The sequence below is a fragment of the Maricaulis salignorans genome (assembly GCF_900103475.1).
In the GTDB taxonomy this organism is placed as follows: Bacteria; Pseudomonadota; Alphaproteobacteria; order Caulobacterales; family Maricaulaceae; genus Maricaulis; species Maricaulis salignorans.
In genome coordinates, this window is the sequence record NZ_FNHG01000005.1 from 111,160 (window position 1) to 130,809 (window position 19,650).

18 protein-coding genes are annotated in these 19,650 nt (G+C 62.2%); 16 read left to right on the plus strand and 2 right to left on the minus strand.

The annotated features are described in order from the left end of the window. Window positions 1-4 precede the first annotated feature (4 nt). The 16 genes from BLT42_RS06260 (at window position 5) to cysN (ending at window position 16,944) form a co-directional block, all read left to right on the plus strand. Entirely contained in the window at window positions 5-1,468 is a 1,464-nt protein-coding gene (locus tag BLT42_RS06260; protein ID WP_091768504.1) for an ABC transporter ATP-binding protein, read from the plus strand. Between the two features lie 39 nt (window positions 1,469-1,507). After that, entirely contained in the window at window positions 1,508-2,722 is a 1,215-nt protein-coding gene (locus tag BLT42_RS06265; RefSeq protein WP_143024066.1) for a glycosyltransferase, read from the plus strand. Then, the gene (gene pgl / locus BLT42_RS06270) at window positions 2,700-3,386 is read left to right on the plus strand and encodes a 6-phosphogluconolactonase (protein ID WP_091768515.1); all 687 of its coding nucleotides are present in this window, start codon (window positions 2,700-2,702) and stop codon (window positions 3,384-3,386) included. The genes BLT42_RS06265 and pgl overlap by 23 nt, the downstream gene beginning before the upstream one ends. 146 nt (window positions 3,387-3,532) lie before the next feature. Next, window positions 3,533-4,264, plus strand: coding sequence for a sulfotransferase domain-containing protein (locus BLT42_RS06275; protein WP_091768518.1), 732 nt, complete (start codon window positions 3,533-3,535; stop codon window positions 4,262-4,264). A 200-nt stretch (window positions 4,265-4,464) separates the two neighbouring features. Next, window positions 4,465-5,160, plus strand: coding sequence for a sulfotransferase family 2 domain-containing protein (locus tag BLT42_RS06280; RefSeq protein ID WP_091768522.1), 696 nt, complete (start codon window positions 4,465-4,467; stop codon window positions 5,158-5,160). A 154-nt stretch (window positions 5,161-5,314) separates the two neighbouring features. Further along, window positions 5,315-5,494, plus strand: a complete 180-nt coding sequence (locus BLT42_RS06285) for a hypothetical protein (RefSeq protein WP_091768528.1) — start codon at window positions 5,315-5,317, stop codon at window positions 5,492-5,494. Window positions 5,495-5,604: 110 nt separating this feature from the next. Beyond that, window positions 5,605-6,288, plus strand: coding sequence for an acylneuraminate cytidylyltransferase family protein (locus BLT42_RS06290; RefSeq protein ID WP_233342355.1), 684 nt, complete (start codon window positions 5,605-5,607; stop codon window positions 6,286-6,288). Window positions 6,289-6,331: 43 nt separating this feature from the next. Beyond that, window positions 6,332-7,366, plus strand: coding sequence for a Gfo/Idh/MocA family protein (locus BLT42_RS06295; protein WP_091768536.1), 1,035 nt, complete (start codon window positions 6,332-6,334; stop codon window positions 7,364-7,366). Then, a complete protein-coding gene (locus BLT42_RS06300) occupies window positions 7,363-8,367 on the plus strand; it encodes a methyltransferase domain-containing protein (protein WP_091768538.1) in 1,005 nt (334 codons plus the stop codon). The genes BLT42_RS06295 and BLT42_RS06300 overlap by 4 nt, the downstream gene beginning before the upstream one ends. Before the next feature lie 33 nt (window positions 8,368-8,400). Beyond that, entirely contained in the window at window positions 8,401-9,315 is a 915-nt protein-coding gene (locus BLT42_RS06305) for an NAD(P)-dependent oxidoreductase (protein WP_091768541.1), read from the plus strand. Further along, window positions 9,315-10,070 (plus strand): inositol monophosphatase family protein, encoded by a 756-nt coding sequence (locus tag BLT42_RS06310; protein WP_091768544.1) that lies wholly within the window; start codon window positions 9,315-9,317, stop codon window positions 10,068-10,070. Before BLT42_RS06305 ends, BLT42_RS06310 begins: the two co-directional genes overlap by 1 nt. Beyond that, window positions 10,048-10,842: a hypothetical protein gene (locus tag BLT42_RS06315; RefSeq protein WP_091768547.1), complete on the plus strand. Its 795-nt coding sequence runs from the start codon at window positions 10,048-10,050 to the stop codon at window positions 10,840-10,842. The genes BLT42_RS06310 and BLT42_RS06315 overlap by 23 nt, the downstream gene beginning before the upstream one ends. 36 nt (window positions 10,843-10,878) lie before the next feature. Then, window positions 10,879-12,699 (plus strand): glutamine--fructose-6-phosphate transaminase (isomerizing), encoded by a 1,821-nt coding sequence (glmS, locus tag BLT42_RS06320; RefSeq protein WP_091768550.1) that lies wholly within the window; start codon window positions 10,879-10,881, stop codon window positions 12,697-12,699. Window positions 12,700-12,807: 108 nt separating this feature from the next. After that, complete coding sequence (locus BLT42_RS06325; RefSeq protein WP_091768553.1) at window positions 12,808-13,944, plus strand: DegT/DnrJ/EryC1/StrS family aminotransferase; 1,137 nt, start codon at window positions 12,808-12,810, stop codon at window positions 13,942-13,944. Between the two features lie 136 nt (window positions 13,945-14,080). Next, the gene (gene cysD, locus BLT42_RS06330; protein WP_091768681.1) at window positions 14,081-15,049 is read left to right on the plus strand and encodes a sulfate adenylyltransferase subunit CysD; all 969 of its coding nucleotides are present in this window, start codon (window positions 14,081-14,083) and stop codon (window positions 15,047-15,049) included. Further along, a complete protein-coding gene (cysN, locus tag BLT42_RS06335) occupies window positions 15,049-16,944 on the plus strand; it encodes a sulfate adenylyltransferase subunit CysN (RefSeq protein WP_091768556.1) in 1,896 nt (631 codons plus the stop codon). Before cysD ends, cysN begins: the two co-directional genes overlap by 1 nt. Window positions 16,945-17,023: 79 nt before the next feature. On the opposite strand, the gene cysQ is transcribed toward cysN, so the two are convergent. Together cysQ and BLT42_RS06345 are read right to left on the minus strand one after the other, a co-directional pair. Then, a complete protein-coding gene (gene cysQ / locus BLT42_RS06340) occupies window positions 17,024-17,821 on the minus strand; it encodes a 3'(2'),5'-bisphosphate nucleotidase CysQ (protein WP_176780279.1) in 798 nt (265 codons plus the stop codon). A gap of 17 nt (window positions 17,822-17,838) precedes the next feature. Further along, entirely contained in the window at window positions 17,839-19,587 is a 1,749-nt protein-coding gene (locus tag BLT42_RS06345; protein ID WP_091768559.1) for an SLC13 family permease, read from the minus strand. Window positions 19,588-19,650 lie beyond the last annotated feature (63 nt).

Below are 19,650 nucleotides of genomic sequence, written 5' to 3' on the forward strand. Positions count from 1 at the left end.
AAAAATGCCAATCATTTCTGCAACCGGGATATCCAAGAAATATTCCCTGCGCGATCAGCAGACACGCCGCCGGGGCCTGGGAGCCCTGTTCCGCGAAATCGTCGGGCCGGTTGAGGGCACATCAGATTCGGTCGCGCTTTCGGAAGGTGAATTCTGGGCTTTGCGGGATGTGGACCTCTCGGTCTCCTCGGGCGATACGCTCGGTGTCATCGGCCTGAACGGGGCCGGCAAAACGACGCTCATGAGTTTGCTGGCCGGGGTGATCAAACCTGATACGGGCAGCGTCGTGCATAATGGCGATGTACAGGCCGTGCTGAGCCTGGGGGCGGGCATCAATGCGAAGCTGACCGGCCGGCAAAATGCCGAGAGCGGAGTTGCGCTGCGCGCCACCTCGGTCGAGCAGCGCGAGGAAATGATTGCGCGCATCGAATCCTTCTCGGAACTCGGGGAATTCTTCGACAGTCCGGTTGGCTATTATTCCAGCGGTATGCGGGCGCGGCTCGGCTTTGCCATCTGTATCAGCGCGACGCCACAGGCGATCCTGATCGATGAGGCGCTCTCGGTCGGTGATGCGTCATTCAAACAGAAATGCCTGCTCTATCTTGAGCAATTGCGCCGCCGCGGCGTCGGTATGGTGATGGTTTCCCACTCGATGACGTCAATCCGGCAGTTCTGCGATTCCGCGATCTGGGTGCATGATGGCCAGATCCGTGCGCGCGGTCCGAGCGGCGAAGTGGTGCATGAATACCTGCAATTTGTGGAACAGCGCCAGTCCAGCTCGCTGGCGACGCCGGCGCCGGCGAAGGAGGGGGACCGCCCGCTCCTTCCGGCCTCTGACCGCGCAGCTGCCACAGAGGCCAGCCCGATCAAGAGCGTGACGGGTACGGCTTTCAATGCTGCCGACCGCAGTCCGGCTGTGCGAACGCTGGGTCCGGTCGAGCGCGAGCTTCACCTGTCCGGTCAGCCGGGCGAATGGATCCGGCCGGACATTACCGCCACCGAGGTCAATGAATTATACGGCCGTCAGAGAGCCGAGCCGGGCGTCGATGAATTCGCCGCGGTCATGCTGGTCAATGGCCAGCCGACCAATGAGGTGCGCCCGCATGAGAGCGTGGAAATCGAATACCGCTTCCGGCTGCGCGAGCCGGCAGCCAATCTGAATGTATCGCTGGTCTTCCACAAGGAAGGCAGCGGCCGCCTGGCCACGATCTCGACGCTGAACAGGGATTTGCTCAAGGGGCTGGACACTGATGGACTGGTGCACTGCAAGGTGCGCGTTCCGGACATGGTCCTGGCGCCGGGCGATTATGTCGTCACCATCTCGATCCATGATGGCAAACCCTATTTGTGGCGCGATGTGATTTTGGCTTTCCGTGTCCGAACCTCCGACCTGCTGACCTGGGGCGATGTCAATCTGCCCTACAGCTATGAGGTCTATACGGCTGTTGATCAGGCTGATGCCGAATAGGCAGGCGGCCAGGCTGGCTTGCCGGCCGGGGAGGCTGTGTTGAAACTGCTCGTCATGTCGCACGCGGCGGACCGGACCGGTGCTCCCAGGAGTGCGCTCCTCCTGGCACAGGAATGGGTCCGGCTGGGTCTGGATGTCCGCATTCTCCTGCGCCGTGATGGTGTTTTGAGGCCCGAATTCGAAGCCGTTGCGCCGACCGATATCTACCGCTCGAACCCGGCCTTTGGCCTGCGCGATGCCGGAGCGATGATGCGGGAGAGCGATGCTGTCATGGCGTTAAAATGCCTACGCAATCCGGACCGGCCATATTGCCGTTCCGTTGCCGAGCGCCGTCACGCAGACGTCCTGGCCGATCATTATCGCGGCTGGGGGGCGGACGCGATCTACGCCAATACATCGCATTGTGCGGACATGATTGAACAAATCGGGTTGAACCTCCCCGTGCTGACGCATGTCCGCGAAATGGCTCCGAGCCTGCTGGCCCTGGACCCGCGCCGGCGTCAGCACCTTGTTGCAGGTGATGGACCGGTTCTGGCGGTGTCCGAACGCGGCCGGGTGGACCTGGTCGAGATCGGCGTCGCGGCCGCGCGTATCGCTGTCGAGCCACCCGCGGCGGCTGTGCCGGACAGGGCCGGTCTTGACGCGCAGCGCGCCGATGTGGAGCGCGAACTCGGTCTCAGGCCTGGCGACCGGCTGATTGCCAGCGCTGGAACGGTTGGTTCGCGCAAGGGGGCAGACCTGTTCATTGATGCGGTCCTGCAGGTGCTACAGCCAGCGCCCCGACCAGAGCGGATCATGGCGGTCTGGCTTGGCGATGGCGCCTGGCTGGAGGCTTGCCGCGCCCGGGTGGCTGAGGCGGGCCTGGCTGAGCGCATCCTGTTTCCCGGCGCGGTTGCCGATGTGACGCCGGTCTTGCGCCGGGCTGAGCTTCTCTTGTGTTGCTCGCGTGAGGATCCCTATCCACGGGTTCTGATCGAAGCGGCGCTGAGCGGTGCACCGAGCATTGCCTTTGCCGGGACGGGCGGGGCTGAGGAATTCATTGCGGAATTTGACGCTGGCTGGCTGGTCCCGGCCTTCGACACCGGCGCCATGGCCGCGCAGGTCCGGGCCGCGCTCGCGGCGCGGCAGGGGCCGGATGAGGCGCTGGCCGGCCGCGTGGCTGGCGAGCGATCGGTGCAGAAGAGCGCGGCCCGACTGCTGGGGCATCTGAACGATCTGGCCGGGGGGACGCATGGCGCGACTACTCACTCATAATACGCCGGCAGGTGTGGCCAGTGCCGCCGCCGACGCGATCGTGCGAGCCGTCAACCGGCACAAGGGGCACCGGTTCAATCTGGCGCTTTCGGGAGGCTCGACCCCGCCCCTGATTTTCCGCCGGCTTCGCAGGCTGGCGGGGCGCGGTTTTGCACCCGAACGGCTGCGCCTGTTCTGGATCGATGAGCGTTGTGTCCCCATTTCGCATCCGGACAGCAATGCCGGCAGCGCCCGCAAGCATCTCGGACACGTCTGGAATGCCGCCGATGTCCGCGCCATGTCGGGCGAGCTGGCGCCAGCCGTCGCTGCGCAGGCCTATGCCCGGCGCCTGCAGTATTTTGGTGGCGCGCACGCCTTCGACATGGCCCTGGTTGGCCTTGGCCCCGATGGCCATGTTGCCTCGCTCTTCCCCGGCACCGACGCATTGGAGGCCAGGGACACGGTGACCGTTGGCGAGGCGCCGTCCGGTGATTTCAGGATATCGGTTACGATGCCGGTCCTGCGCTCGGCGCGTTCACTCCTGGTCGTGGCTTGCGGGGAATCGAAGGCCTGGGCCGTGCGCGAGGCTCTGTCGGGCCGGCCGGTTTCGCCCTTCGCGCGCGCCTGTTCCGGCCGTCCGCGCGTCGAAATACATGCCGACGCGGCCTGTTCGCGGGCGCTGTGAGTGGCTCGCGCGCCCGGGTGAGCCTGAGAGTTTCGGGGCGGCGCGCTGGCGCGCTGAATCCAGCGGCTAACAGCCCGCCGGGTCGATTGATCATTTAATTTTATGCAGATAAACTTGTCGGTGAATCAATCAATTGGAGAGTTCGAATGGCTGGTATGGAGGACGTCAAGAGTTATTATGTATTCACGACGCACAAAGCGGCGTCGAGATTTATTGATGCCTTGATGCGAGACCTCGCAATCGGGACTGGACTGGAGCTGCACGCCCCTAAACATCCAGGCTTCCCGCGCGAGAAAGAACTCGAACTGGATCCAAGCAAGCTAAAAGTAGACGGTTTGATCGGCACGCTGAGATATGCATTTTTGCCGCTTGATTTCGAAGATTCCAAAGTCGTGCTTCATCTCCGGGACCCCAGAGACGTTCTGGTTTCCCTGTTTTTCTCACATAAATACACGCACCGCCGTAGTAGTGAGGGATTCAACCCTTCGAACGACTCCTTGAGTGAGCTCGACAAGGGTATCGATAATTACGTTCTGTTTAGAGCGCCGCAGTATCTGGAGCGCTATAACTTCTATATCGACAAGATGCTCGGCCAGGAGAATGTGACCTTCTCCCGATACGAGGAGATGGTGCTTGATTTTGAAGGCTGGCTGCCGAAATTCCTTGAGCCATTCCCGCTGAAGAACCGCAAGGCCTTCATTGCCAAGCAAATGAAGAAGCGCGCCGCGCAATTCGATCTGGACGGTAGTGAGGATGTGACGGCGCACAAGCGCAAGGCGGTTCCCGGCGACCACAAGGAGAAGCTGGCGCCTGAAACGATTGCGAAGCTGAACGAAATTTTCGCACGACCACTGGCCCGCCTGGAATACGATATCTGATTGCCGGTGCAGGGCTGCGGCCCTCAAGTGTGGCGGATGTTTCGGGTCGCCTGAAAGGCCCGTCCTGAAGTCTCATTGGGGGCAGCCCTGTCGGGCAGTCCGCATCAAGACCGAGCTGCGGCTGGCCGGCACCGACCAGACCAAATCGCAGGCGGGGGCAGCGCCTGGCCGGCCTTACCGCATTGCCACGAGGAAGATAGATGAGCGCCGATCGCGATTACCTTCACCTTTTCAATCATATTCCAAAGACTGCAGGGACCGCGTTCAAGAAGTCCCTCCTGCGGAATGTCGGCGAAGAACGATTTCTGGATATCATTCATCCGGACAAGGCCAAGATCGACGAGACGCTGGCCGTCACGGATACCGGCAAGCTGAGCTGGATCTGCGCCAATTTTCACAACAAGCAGATTGAATCGCTGCGGCAATCTGACGGACGCGCCCTGAGGATTGTCACCATGCTGAGGCACCCGGTGCAGCGTGGCATGTCGCTGTACCGCTTCGTCCGCAACAAGAAGTCCCACGCGCTCTACAAGCGGATTTCAAAGATGGATCTGCTTGAATTTGCGCAGGATGATGCGCTCGATCGCCAGCTATCTGAATATTATACGCGCCGCTTTGGCGGGGGTTCATTCGACGATGCTGTCGCGCTGCTCAATCGTGACAAGCTGGTGGTCGGGATCACCGAGGAGATGAGTTGCACCATGCGTGTGATCGCCCGGGTCACCGGTTTCTCCGATCTCGAAGTGCCTCACGCCAATGTCTCGAAGCAATTCTCCGAATTCGATGTGGATGAAGATCGTGTCGCCGAGGCGACACGGATCCTGGCCGGGAAAAATCCCCTGGATATTCGCTTGTACGAGCATTTCAGGGATGTGTTGCTCGAAGCTGAGGCGTAGTTATTCCTGTCCCGCTTCATCCCGCCCGCGGCTCTGCCGGGGCGTCGAAATGAGGGGGTTGGCGGCGATTAACTCTGTTGATTTTGAGCCGTTTTGCGCTAACAAGTCACGATTATCCATAATCGATCACTTCTAATCCTCGAAAGGGAACTTCATGAGCATGGAATCCAATAATCTGGGCTGCCCTGAAGCTGTCGCCTACGCGCTGATGTTGCACATGGCTGCCATCGAAGGCGTTTCCCTGGCCGGTGGTGAAAACTCCGCCAGCAAAAAATGGATCATGAATACATACGCCAAATGCCTTCAGCTCGTGAAGCAACAAAAGTCCGACTGACGATGTCGGCCCCGGTCAGCGCATCGCCCCCGCGGCGAACGGCTGACCATTATTCCCACGGGTGCAGCGCGTTGTTTTTTAAGTAGCTCTTCGCAGATTGAAGTCGTCACGTGACCCTTATTGCCATGATCCCGGCCCGTATGGGCAGCCAGCGGCTCAAGAAAAAGAATCTCGCACCACTGGCGGGTATTCCGCTGATCCGCCGGGCGGTTCGGCGGTGCCAGGCGGCCGGGTGTTTTGACCGGATCATCGTCAATTCGGAGAATGTGGAATTCCGCGACCACGCGATCGCCGAGGGTGCCGAGTTTCACGAGCGCCCGGACTGGCTGGGCGGACATGATGCGACCAGCGAGGATTTCGTTGGTGAGTTCATGCGCGCTCATCCAAGCGAGCGGCTCTATCAGGTTCACTCCATCGCCCCGTTGGCTTCGGCCGACCATATCCGCCGGTTTGTCGAATTTGCCGAGGCGGGTGAGCTGGATACCGTGCTCAGTTGTGTCGAGGAGCAGATCGAGTGTGCCATAGCCGGCGAGCCGGTGAATTTCACATTCGATTCCAAGACCAATTCTCAGGATTTGCGCGCCCTGCAGCGTATCACCTGGAGTCTGACCAGCTGGACACCATCGATTTTTCTTGAGGCGCAAGACGCTGGCCGGTGTGCGACCTATGCCGGGCGTGTGGGCATAATGCCCTTGGATCGCTGGTCCGGGCATGTCATCAAGACGCAGGAAGACTTGGATATTGCGGAGGCCTTGCTGAGCCATCTCGGCGACGGCCCGCAATTCGGCGGCTGAGCGAGCGGGCGCGTCTGGCCTGACGTCCTGGAAGGACAAGGTAATGGTATTGAAGATCGGGGTCGTCGGATTCGGCAAGATGGGGCGAATCCGCAAGGCGACACTTGATGCGCGCAGCGATGCACGTGTCGTTGCGCTGGCCGACCCCTATGCCGATATGTCTGACCAGCAGGGTGTCAGCCGTCACACCGACTGGGAAAAACTGCTCGAGGAAGACATTGATGCTGTCGTTATCAGTTGTACCAATGAGCTGATCCCGACCGTCGCGGTGGCGGCACTGGCCAAGGGCATTCACGTCTTCTGCGAGAAGCCCCCGGGGCGCAATCCCCAGGATGTGCACCGCATTCGCGATGCGTCGCTGCAGCATCCCGAGCTGATCGTCAAATTCGGCTTCAATCACCGCTATCATGAATCCGTGGAGCAGGCGCGCCGCCTGGTTTCCTCGCAAAGCCTTGGTAAAATCCTCTGGATGCGGGGCGTCTACGGCAAGGCCGGCGGCCCTGAATTTGACAAGAACTGGCGCAATGAGCCCAGCCGCTCCGGTGGCGGGATCCTGCTGGATCAGGGCATCCACATGATCGATCTCTTCCATGATTTCTGTGGCACGTTCACGGAAGTGAAGAGTTTCGTGACCAGCCAGTACTGGAATATCCCGGTCGAGGACAATGCCTTCGCCCTGTTGCGCAATGATGAGGGACAGGTCGGTGTCATCCACTCTTCGGCCACCCAGTGGCGCCATACCTTCCGCCTCGAGATCTTCCTCGAGAAGGGGTTTCTGACCCTTGAGGGCATTCTTTCCTCCACCATGAGTTACGGCAAGGAGACCCTGATCGTCGCGCGCAATACGTTTGACGAGAACGGCTATCCGCTGCCCAATCCCGAGGAGGTGATCAGCTTCTTCGCCGATGACCGCTCCTGGGAAAAGGAAATGACGGAATTCGTGACCTGCGCCCTGGCCGGCGACGCCATCAAGATCGGCACCGTGCAGCAGGCCGTGGATGCGATGGAAACGGTCTTCGCCATTTATGGCGCCGACAAGAGCTGGAACCAGTCCGGCGAGTGTGAGCAATCGGCATGAAAACTTCGGTTCTGATCGACGAAATGCGCCTCGCCGAGGTCCGCCCGGACCAGGTCGCCAAGCGTTACGAGGAATTGCGCCGGGCTGAAGCGGCCCACCTGCTGCAAAACCCGTCGACGCGCTGGGTTGGCCGCGCCACGCCGACCCGGTCCTGCAAGCCGGGCCCGGCTTTCATGTCTGATGGTCTGAGCTTCCATCACTGTCCCGATTGCGGCTCGATCTTCGCCTCGCCGGTCCCGGTGCAGGAAGAGCTGGACCGCCTGGCCCGCGATGGCGAGGCCGCCCGTTGGCGCCGCGATTATTTCGGTCAGCGGTTTTCGGAGAAGCAACGTCAGGCGATTCATGCGCCGATCGTTCGCTGGGCCCAGGAAGTGATTGACGAATACGGCCTCACCGAACCGCGCACCGCTTTGGTTGGCAATGATGAAACCGGGCTCGCCACCTCGCTGAACGCCAATGGGCGGCTCGGCCAGATGGTCCTGACCGAGCGCGTCTCGGGTCAGCCGGCGCCGGAAGGTGCGGTGGAGGTGGCGGCATCGGAACTCAGCGCCGCCGCTTTCGACCTGGTGTTCGACATGGGCTCGCTGGAGCGGGTTGCCGATCCGGAACGCCGCCTCGCGCTGTGGTCGGAACTGGTCGCGCCCGGTGGTTTCCTGGCGATCACCACCAGCATGGCCAGCGGGCTGGAATACCGGGTTCTGGGGCCCAAGGCCGCCAGCTTCATCGCCCTCGACCGGTTGACGCTCTATTCGGTTCCTGCCCTCACCGAACAACTCGCCCTGTTCGGCTTCGAAGTGGTCGAGTTCTCGACCCCGGGACGGCTTGATGTTGAAGTCCTCGAACAGGCCTTCGCCGATGGTGCGCCCTCGGATGATCCGCTCGATTTCTGGACCCACGCACTCAAACATGGTGGCGAGGACTTCAAGACCGATCTGCAACGCCTGTTGCAGCAACACCGATTTTCATCCTTCGCGCGCGTGCTCGCCCGCAAGGTCGGCTGATTTATTCTTTTACCCTGAAGGCAGAAGCACATCATGACCAAAGGCAAGATCCTCCTTGGACCGTCGAGCTTCGGCGCCGCAAGCCCGGCGCCCGTCGACCTGTTGCAAGCGGCCGGCTATGAGATCGTCGACAATCCGTTCAAACGGCGTCTGACGCGCGAGGAGTTGCTGGGTCTGCTGCCGGGGATCAAGGGTCTGATCGCCGGCCTTGAGCCTCTTGATCGCGGTGTTCTCGAGCAATCCGAACTGAAGGCTCTCTCCCGTGTCGGCTCCGGCATGTCGAATGTGGACATGCCCGCGGCCCAGGCTCTCGGCATTCATGTCTCCAGCACACCGGACGGGCCGACCCTCGCTGTCGCCGAGCTGACGGTCGGCTGTTTGATGAATCTTCTGCGCCAGACCTCGGCCATGGACCGCGCCATGCGGACCGGCGAGTGGGACAAGCGCATGGGCCGCCAATTGCGCGATCTGACGATTGCCATTGTCGGCTATGGCCGGATCGGCCGGAAAACCGGCGAGCTTTTCTCCGCGCTCGGCGCAAAGATCCAGATTGTCGACCCGTTTGTCGACGCGGCCAGCGTCTCGGCGCCGGTGGTCTCGCTGGAACAGGCCCTGGAAGGCGCTGATGCCATCGCCCTGCATGCCAGTGGCGAGACCTGCATCATCGATGCGGCGGGCTTCGGGCGTATGAAGCCGGGCATGTTCCTGCTCAATGCGGCGCGCGGCGAACTGATCGATTATGATGCCCTGTTCGCGGCACTCGCCGATGGCCGGGTGGCCGGTATCTGGGCGGATGCGCATCCGCAAGAACCCTATAAGGGCAAGCTGCTCGAATTTGATCAGGCCTTGCTGACCCCGCATATCGGTTCCTACTCCCTGGAGGGGCGTATCCAGATGGAACTCGACGCGGCGCAAAACCTGCTCAACGATCTCGAAAAGGCATCCTGATGGCGGCGTCCGGCGACCTGCGCGCCATCCTCGCGGCCGCCGAAGATGCGGCTCGTGCAGCCGGTCAGGCCTTGCGTAAGGGGGGCGGAGCCTTTGAGGGTGTCGAGCGTTCCGAGGGGCGGGACATCAAGCTGAATGCCGATCGTGCCGCTGAACGCCTGATCATTGACCGTCTGACAGCCCTGATGCCCGCGCCGATCCTGTCCGAGGAAACCGGCTGGACGGCCGAGGCGGGCGACAAGGTCTGGGTCGTCGATCCGCTCGATGGTTCGGCGAATTACAACCGGAATATCGATCTGTGCAGCGTCTCGATCGCCTGGGTCGAGAATGGCCGACCGGTCGCGGGTGTCATCTATGAATTCCTCAGCGACCGCCTTTATAGCGGCGCGATCGGCCTGGGCACGCGCCTCAATGGCGAGCCCGTCAGCGTCGCCGGTCACACCCGTACGCAGGACTCGATCCTGTTCACCGGGCTCGCGATCAACCGTGATTTCAGCGCCGAAGCCCTCGGCGCCTTCGCCGCCGGTTTCGCGTGCTGGAAAAAAGTCCGGATGATCGGATCCGCCGCAACCTCGCTGGCCTATGTCGCCCGGGGTGCTGCGGATGCCTATTTCGAGGACTCCATCATGTTCTGGGATGTTGCAGCCGGATGTGCGCTGGTCGAGGCGGCTGGTGGCCGGGTCTCGATCGTCGGAGATTCAATGGACAAGCCCGTCAGCGTGCATGCGGATAATGGCAAGCTCTGGACCCTTTGACCCACAGCTGATCGCGCAGGCGCTTGGCGCCGCGCGTGCCGGGCGCCAGCCGTTCGATCCGCTGGCGCGTTTCGGGCCGCTCGGCCTTGAGGCGGGCTATGCGATTGCGGCGCGAAATTGCGACCCGGCCAGTGCCGCGGCCTTCAAGCTGGGCGGTACCACCCAGGCGACACGCACCGCCTTTTCGGTTTCGCGAGCCTATGCCGGTCCGCTGCGCGCCGATCAACAGCTTCATGCCGGGCAGGCCTTGCCTCCGGGCCTGGTCAATCCGGTAGTCGAGCCGGAAATCCTGCTCGCCTTTACCACCCCGTTTGCGCCGCAGAGCGGACGTCGGAGCGAAGACGAGCTCCGCGCCGCCCTGAGCTGGGTTGCCATTGGCCTGGAAGTGCCTGCAACCCCGATCATGGGGTTGCCGAAGACCGGTGTGGGATGGTTGCTCGCCGATTGCTGCGCCGCCGGCGCATTGGTGATCGGGGAGCGCTTGCCGCCTGATCAACTGGATCGGCTGTCGCCGGCGCGGGTCAGCCTGCAGGTCGGCGACCAGTCATCGGACGGGGCCGCAACGCGGCTGCTGGATGGCGCGCTCGGGGCTGTCGCGGATATATTGAGTGTGTTTGGCGACACCGGCTGGACCGTGGCTGCAGCGGTTCCGTTCGCAACGGGTGGCCTTGCCCCGGCGCTGCCGATCGCGAACGGGCAGACGGCGCGCGCTGAATTTCGGGCGCCGGGGATTGAGTTGTCGATATCGACCAGCTTGTGCGAAGAAGGTTGAGCGGGGCGGACCCGGTTTAGTCAGGAGAAACGGTGCATGTGCGGAATTGTTGGCGTAACCGGTAATCTCAAGGCCCGGGACATATTGATGGAAGGCCTCCATCGGCTGGAATATCGCGGCTATGATTCCGCCGGCGTGGCGATGATGGACAGCTCCGGCACCGTCCGGCGCGCCCGGGCGGCTGGCAAGGTGGCCAATCTGGGCGCCGAACTGACGGATGAGATCATCGGCCAGACCGGGATCGCCCATACGCGTTGGGCAACCCATGGTGCGGCGACGCGCGAGAATGCACACCCGCACACGGCGGGCCGGGTGACGCTGGTGCATAATGGCATCATCGAGAATTACAAAAACCTGCGCGTTGATCTCGCGGCACAGGGCCGCGATTTTTCCAGCGAAACCGACACCGAAGTGCTCGCCCACCTGCTCGATTCCGCGATTGCCAGCACCGGCGATCCGCGCACGGCCCTGCTGGCAACGCTGGGCAAGCTCGAAGGCGCCTTCGCTTTTGCAGCCATTATCGAGGGCGAACCCGACCTCTTGCTGGGCGCCTGCCGCGGCGCGCCCCTGGTGGCCGCGACCGGGCCGTCGAGCGGTTTCCTCGCTTCGGACATCATGGCGATTACCGGTGCGGCCCAGACCGTCATCTATCTGCATGAGGGCGATGCCGTGATCGTTCGCCCGAACCAGGTCGAGGTCTTTGATACGGCAGGCCAGCGGGTCGAGCGTCCGGCGGCTCCGGCTCCGACCTCGCTCGTCCTCGCGGAAAAGGGCAATTATCGCCACTTCATGCAGAAGGAAATCTACGAGCAGCCGGAAGTCGTCGGCCATACGCTCAGCGGCTATCTGGACCCGGTCGCCGGCGAGGTTCGCCCACGCGAGGGGATTGATTTCTCCGCGGCTTCACGGCTGTTGATTGTCGGCTGCGGCACCGCCTCCTATGCCGGCCAGATCGCCGAATACTGGTTCGAGGCACTGGCCGGATTGCCGGTCGAAGTCGATATCGCCTCCGAATTCCGCTACCGCAAACCCGCCTTCATGCCCAATGACGTGGCGCTCTTCATCTCCCAGTCCGGCGAGACCGCCGACACGCTCGAAGCAATGCGGATGTGCAAGGCGGCCGGGCTGACGACGATCGTGCTGGTCAATTCACCACTCTCCACCATGGCGCGTGAAGCCGATATCGTGGCCCCGACCATGGCCGGGCCGGAAATCGGGGTCGCCTCGACCAAGGCCTTCACCTGCCAGCTCGGTTCGCTGGCGGCATTGGCTGTGCTTGCCGGAGTTCAGCGCGGCCGGATTGATGCGGCCGAACAGGCCAGCCATGTCACCCGTCTGATGGGTATTCCCGGCCTGATGGCGCAGGCGCTGCGGATCGAGGACCAGATCAATCACCTCGCCGGTGAACTCGCCCAGGCCTCGATCGTGCTCTATCTCGGCCGCAATGAATTCTTCCCGATGGCGATGGAGGGCGCACTCAAGCTCAAGGAAATCAGCTATATCCACGCTGAGGGCTATGCCGCCGGCGAGCTCAAGCACGGCCCGATCGCACTGATCGAGGATGATGTGGCGGTGATCGTGATCGCGCCCTATGACGAGCTCTTCACCAAGACCCGCTCCTCGATCCAGGAAGTGCGTGCACGCGGTGCCCGGGTGATCGCGATCACCGATGATCTCGGCGCGGCCGCGCTGGACGGCGAGGCGAGCGCCATCATCACCCTGCCACGGGCCGAAGGCCTGGCAGCGCCATTGGTGGCCGCCGTGGCGGTGCAATTGCTGGCCTATTACGTGGCGGTCCACAAAGGCACCGATGTCGATCAGCCGCGCAATCTGGCCAAATCCGTGACGGTAGAATAGCGAAACCTTTCGTGACTTTATCGGTGCGGTGGCGCGGTCTATAGGGCGCTCAGTCTCCATGGCGTGTGGCGATCAGCGCTCACGCATTATCCAAATTCGGGAAGCCCCATGACCGACATGATCCCCTTCATCGACCTCAAGGCCCAGCGTGGACGCATCGGCGCCCGTATCGATGCCGCCATTGCCAAGGTCCTGGACGATGGCCGCTACATTCTCGGCCCGGAAGTGGCCGAGCTGGAAGCCGGTCTGGCGCGCTTCAATGGCGAGGGCCGTGCCCTGTCCTGCGCCAATGGTACCGATGCCATCCTGATCCCGCTCATGGCCTGGGGTATCGGGCCCGGCGACGCTGTCTTCGTGCCGAGCTTCACCTTTGCCTCGACCGCCGAAGTGGTGGTGCTGGCGGGCGCATCGCCGGTCTATGTCGATATTGATCCCGACACCTACAACATGTCACCGGCCAGCCTGGCGGCCGCGATTGATGCCGTGATTGCCAAGGGCGAACTGACCCCGCGCGCGGTGATCGCTGTCGATTTGTTCGGCCAGCCGGCTGATTACCCGGCGCTGGCGAAACTGGCGCGTGCGCACGATCTGAAACTCATCGCCGACGGCGCCCAGGGCTTTGGCTGCACGCTCGATGGCCAGTCCTCGCTGCACTGGGCCGATGTACTCACCGTCAGCTTTTACCCGGCCAAACCGCTGGGCTGTTACGGCGATGGCGGTGCGGTCCTGTGCAAGGATGACGCGCTCTATGACCTGATGAAATCGGTCCGCGTGCATGGTGAGGGCAAGGAGCGCTATGAATATGCGCGCATCGGCCTCAATTCCCGCCTCGATACCATCCAGGCCGCCGTCCTGATCGAAAAACTGCGCGTTTTCGGCGAGGAAATCGAGATGCGCCAGCGCGTTGCCGATCGCTATGCCGCCGGGTTTGGCAACCAGGTCAACTGGCCACGCGTGCCCGATAATGCCCAGTCGACCTGGGCCCAATATACGATTGAAGTGGCTGATCGCGACGGCTTCCGCGCCCATCTCGCGGCGAAGGGCGTGCCGAGCGCGATCTATTATCCGATCCCGCTGCATCTGCATGAGCCCTATGCGCCTTACCCGGTGGCGCCGGGCGGTTTGCCTGTGACTGAAGCGGCTGCGCACCGGGTCGTGTCGCTGCCGATGCACCCGGACATGTCGGATGCGCATATCGATCAGGTGATCGAAGCTGTATTGAGCTATCCCGCCGCCCATTCCTGAGCGGCGGCACCTGAATCGGTTTGCATTTGATCGCGCTAACGGGTGGTATTTACGCGCTACCTGTCCTAAATCGCGCTGATACGGTGCGCGCCCGGCTTCTTCCTGCATTTAGAGCGTATCGGCCAGTGAGGACATGATGAGTACGATCCAGGAGAGCGTCCGCGCCTATGCGCAGCGATTTCAGAGCGCCCGGCACCGGGAACGCCCGCTGTCGGCCCACCTCAAGGCGCTGGAATCCGAAAGCATGCACATCATGCGCGAGGTCGCGGCCGAGTTCGAGCGTCCGGTGATGCTGTATTCGGTCGGCAAGGATTCCGCCGTCATGCTGCACCTGGCGATGAAGGCCTTCTACCCCTCACTGCCGCCATTCCCGCTGCAGCATGTCGACAGCACATTCAAGTTTCGCGACATGATCACTTTCCGCGACGCGATCGCGGCCGAGCTGGGTCTGGAAATCCGGGTCGAGATCAATCAGGACGGTGTTGATCGCGGCATCAACCCGTTCGATCACGGTTCCAATCTGCACACCCAGGTGATGAAGACCGAAGCGCTGCGCAGCGCGATGACCCGGCACAAATATGATGCGGCCTTCGGCGGCGCACGCCGAGACGAGGAAAAATCGCGCGCCAAGGAGCGGATTTTTTCCTTCCGCGACGGCAATCATGGCTGGGATCCGAAAAACCAGCGGCCCGAGCTGTGGCGCAATTATAATACCAAGATCAAGCAAGGTGAATCGATCCGCGTCTTCCCGCTGTCCAACTGGACCGAGCTCGATATCTGGCAATACATCCTCGAAGAGGACATCCCGATCGTCCCGCTCTATTTCGCGGCTCACCGGCCGGTCGTCGAACGCGATGGCCAGCTGATCATGGTCGATGATGAGCGCATGCGCCTCGCTGAAGGCGAGACCGCCGATCTGCGCCTGGTCCGGTTCCGGACACTCGGCTGCTACCCGCTTACCGGGGCGGTCGAATCCGGCGCCACCACTCTTGAGGAAATCGTGATCGAGATGCTGACCGCCAGCACTTCGGAACGCTCGGGCCGACTGATCGATCATGATGAGTCCGGTTCGATGGAGAAGAAGAAGCGCGAGGGTTATTTCTGATGGAAAACCAAGAAACCCGCGCCGCAGTGATGGAACGCCTGACCCAGTCTGGCGGCCATGGTGTCCTGCGCTTTTTGACCTGCGGTTCCGTCGATGACGGCAAGTCGACCCTGATCGGGCGCCTGCTCTACGATTCCAAGCTTCTGTTTGAAGACCAGCTCTCCGTTCTGGCACGCGACAGCCGCAAGCACGGCACGGTCGGTGAGGAGATTGATTTCGCCTTGCTGCTCGATGGGCTCGAAGCGGAACGCGAGCAGGGCATCACGATTGATGTCGCCTATCGCTATTTCGCCACCGAGAAGCGCAAATTCGTCGTCGCCGACACGCCGGGCCACGAACAATATACCCGCAATATGGCGACCGGTGCCTCGACCGCCGATGTCGCCGTGATGATGATCGACGCGCGCAAGGGCGTGCTCATCCAGACCCTGCGCCATACCTATATCGCGCGGATGATGGGCATTCGCCACATCGTGCTGGCGGTCAACAAGATGGATCTCGTCGAGCATTCGCGCGGCCGTTTCCATGAGATCGTGGCCGAATACATGAAGAGCGCCGAAGATCTCGGCTTCGAAACTATCACGCCGATCCCGATGTCTGCGCGCTATGGCGAAAACGTCACCATGCGCAGCGAGTCCATGTCCTGGCATACCGGCCCGACGCTGATCGAACACCTGGAAGAACTCGATATCTCCGCAGATATCGAGAACGAACCCTTCCGGATGCCGGTTCAGTGGGTCAACCGGCCCAATCTCAATTTCCGCGGTTATTCCGGTGTCGTTGTGTCCGGTTCGATCAAGCCGGGTGATGCGATCATCGTGGCAAAATCGGGTACCGCCGCCAATGTCAGCCGTATCGTCACCGCCGATGGTGATCTCGATGAGGCGGTGGCCGGCGATTCCGTTACCCTCGTACTCAATCACGAGATGGATATTTCGCGCGGGGATGTACTGTGCGCGGCCGAAGAGCGGCCTGAGGTGTCCGACCAGTTCGCGGCCGAAATCCTGTGGATGAACCAGGATGACCTCCTGCCCGGGCGCTCCTATCTGCTGAAGATTGGCACCGCGACCACGCCGGCGACGATCTCCTCGCTGCGCCATCGCGTCGACGTCAACACCTATGAGAAACAGCCCTGCCGCAAGCTGGAAATGAACGGCATCGGCATGTGCAATGTCTCGACGGCGCAGCCGATTGCCTTCGACCCCTATCACAAGATCCGCGATATGGGCGCCTTCATCCTGATCGACCGCTTCACCAACCAGACGGTCGGGGCCGGCATGATCGAGTTCGGCCTGCGCCGGGCTTCGAACATCCATCATCACGCGATGACGGTGACCAAGGCGGCGCGCTCCCAGATCAAGGCGCAAAAGCCCGCTGTCCTGTGGTTCACCGGACTGTCCGGCGCCGGTAAATCAACCGTCGCCAATCTGGTCGAACAGAAGCTGGCGCTCGCCGGCCATCACACCTATTCGCTCGATGGCGACAATGTCCGTCACGGCCTCAACCGCGATCTCGGCTTCACCGATGAAGACCGGGTCGAGAATATTCGCCGGATCGGGGAGGTCGGGCGCTTGTTTGTCGAGGCTGGCCTTCTGGTGACCTGTTCCTTCATTTCGCCCTTCCGCTCGGAGCGGCAAATGGTGCGCGAGCTGGTGGAGGCCAATGAATTCATCGAGGTCTTCGTCGACACCCCGCTCGAGGTCTGCATCCAGCGCGACCCGAAGGGGCTCTACAAGAAGGCCAAGGCCGGCGAGATCAAGAATTTCACCGGTTTCGACAGCCCCTATGAAGCGCCGGAAAATCCGGAGCTTCGCATCGATACGAGTGAGATTTCAGCCGAGGATGCCGCCGATCAGGTCGTGGCCTATCTGCGCGAAACCGGCCGGCTGGGCTGATATCTGTCCAGCCAGCATCGCATAAAAAAGGCCGGGCGTTGTGCCCGGCCTTTTCTTTGTCTGTCTGTCCGGTGCGCCCTCAGGGCCGCACACCCCAGGCGACGAAGGCGCCATTGAGGAATTCGGTTTCGGTCTTGGCGTAGAGGAAGGGCTCGCCGTCGGGCAGAAGCACGGCGCCGCCTGCAGCATTGAGCACGGCATGGCCGGCCCCGGTATCCCACTCGCGCGTCGGGCCGAAGCGTGGATAGACATCCGCCAGCCCTTCGGCGATGAGGCAGAATTTGAGCGAGGAACCGGCGGAGGTGCGCTCGGTCACGCCGGCGGCATCGGCGAAGGCCAGGGTCTCGGCATCGGCGTGCGAGCGGCTCATCACGCCCGTCAGACCGCCAGCCGGCTGTGCCCGCGTGCTGATCGGTGCGAGCTTGTCCGCGACGATGGCGTCGCCCGCTTTCAAGGGACCGGCCCAGGCCTTGGTGCCGCCGATATAGATGCGGTCACGGGCCGGCGCGTAGACGCAGCCAGCGGTCGGGACGCGGTTCTCGATCAGCGCGATATTGACGGTGAATTCGCCATTCTTGTTGATGAATTCCTTGGTGCCATCGACCGGGTCCACCAGGACAAAGGTCGAGCCGACATCGGGCCGGAAACCGGCCGAAAAGCTCTCCTCGGCCAGAACGGGAATGCCCGGCAGCAGCTTTTCCAGTCCGGCTAGAATGATTTTTTCGGCGACTTCATCGGCGTCGGTGACCGGTGAGGCATCATCCTTGTCGCGCGCGGCGAAGTCGGAATTATAGATTTCCATGATCGCCAGTCCGGCTTCGCTGCAGAGGCGGCCGAATTCAAAGGCGAGGGCGTTTTTGTCGTCAATCAAGGACATGGGAACTCCGGAAGTGATCAGAAATGCAGGATGGACAGCGTGGCGATAGCGGCAATGGCGTAGGCGATGAGCACGACGCTGCCAAGACGCAGAAAGTGGGAAAGCCGGTATTCGCCCGGCGTCAGCACCATCAGATGGGTCTGGTAGCCAAAGGGCAGAAGGAAGCTCGCACTGGCGCCGAATGCCGTGGCGAGGACAAAGGCCTCGGCCGGCAGGGAGAGCTGGAGCGCCGTGCCCAGGGCGACCGGCAGGGTGATCAGTGCGGCGCTGGCATTGGAGAATAATTCGGTCATGAACCAGGCCAGCATGAAGATGGCCGCGAGGGCAGCCCAGTGAGGCAGGCCCCCGACCTGGTGCGCGATGAAATCGGCCAGCACGGCCGATGCCCCCGATTGCTGGATGACCTGGCTGAGCAGGACAGCGCCCCACAGGATGATGACGAGTTCGAACGGGAAAATCCGTTTGGTCTCGCGCGGCGAGATCCAGCCGGACAGGATGCAGAGTGCGGCCATGAGAAAGGCGGCCAGCGCGAAAGGTATGAGCTGGAGGATCGCGACAATAATGAAAATCGCGAAGGCGCCGCAGAGCAGGGCGCTATTGCGCCCGTTGAGCGGGACCTGGCCGGGGTCCTCGACATCAAGAATATGCAGATTGGTGCGCAAATTCTCGCGCGAACGGAAATCGGGCCCGGCGGCCAGGATCAGGCTGTCGCCGGTCTTGAGCCGGATTTCGCCAAGCTTGCCGGACAGGCTTTCCTCGCCGCGCCGGACCGCGAGCACCGAGGCATCAAAGCGGGCGCGAAAATCGGCTTCCTTCAGGGTTCGCCCGACCAGTATGGAATTGTGCGCGATCACGGCGTGAAACATCGCGCCCAGGGCATTGGGCTGCGAGGAACCATCGATCGACAGGCCATTGATCGCATGCAATTCGCCGACATGGGCAAAATCGCCAACAAAGATGAGGCGATCCCCTTCCTCGATCGACTGGCTCGGGCTGACCGGCGAGATGATGCGCTCCTGCCGGACAATTTCGGCGAGGAAGAAGCCTTGCAGATGGCGAAGCTGGTTCTCGCCGACATTGCGGCCAATCAGTCTGGAGCCGGGATTGACCCGCGCTTCGACATAATAGACCGCCTTGTCTGCATCGCTCGCGCCTTCGGGCCGTTTCAGGATCATCGGTGCGGCCAGTACCAGGGCGGCGAACACGGCCAGGGCGACCATGGCGCCGGGCAGAGCGAAATCAAGCACGTTGAGATTCAGTCCGTGGCGCGCGGCCTCGCCGACCACCATCAGGCTCGCACTGGTCCCGAACGGGGTCAGCATGCCGCCGGCCAGCGCCATATAGGAGAGCGGCAGCAGCAGGGCGTGGGCCGGCAGGCTCGGATGGCGGCTGGCCGGCCCCATGAAGGCCCCGACCACGGCCGTATTGGGCGTGAAGGCGGAAACCAGGCCGGTCAGGCCGAGAAAGCGGATCAGGCTGGCATGCATGCCCAGCCGGGCGCGGCCGAACAGGGCCTGGCCGATGCCGGGGATTTTGGTCAGCGCGACGGCGACAATCACCAGGCTGGTCACCGCGATGATGGCCGGGGAGGTGATCGCCGTGACGGCATCGTTGAAGCTGACCCGCCCGGTGATGATGATACCGATAATGAAGCCGGCGAAGGCGCGCGTGGTGCCGACACGGCCCGACAGAAGCGCCAGGGCGAGCATGGTAATCAGCGCAAAATCAATGATGCTGGCGCTCAATTGTCCCCCAATTCCCGCCATTGCGTCCTGTCCCGGCAGTCGTAGCGTATCGCGGGCACAATCCAAGCCCCGGCCTGCATTTTC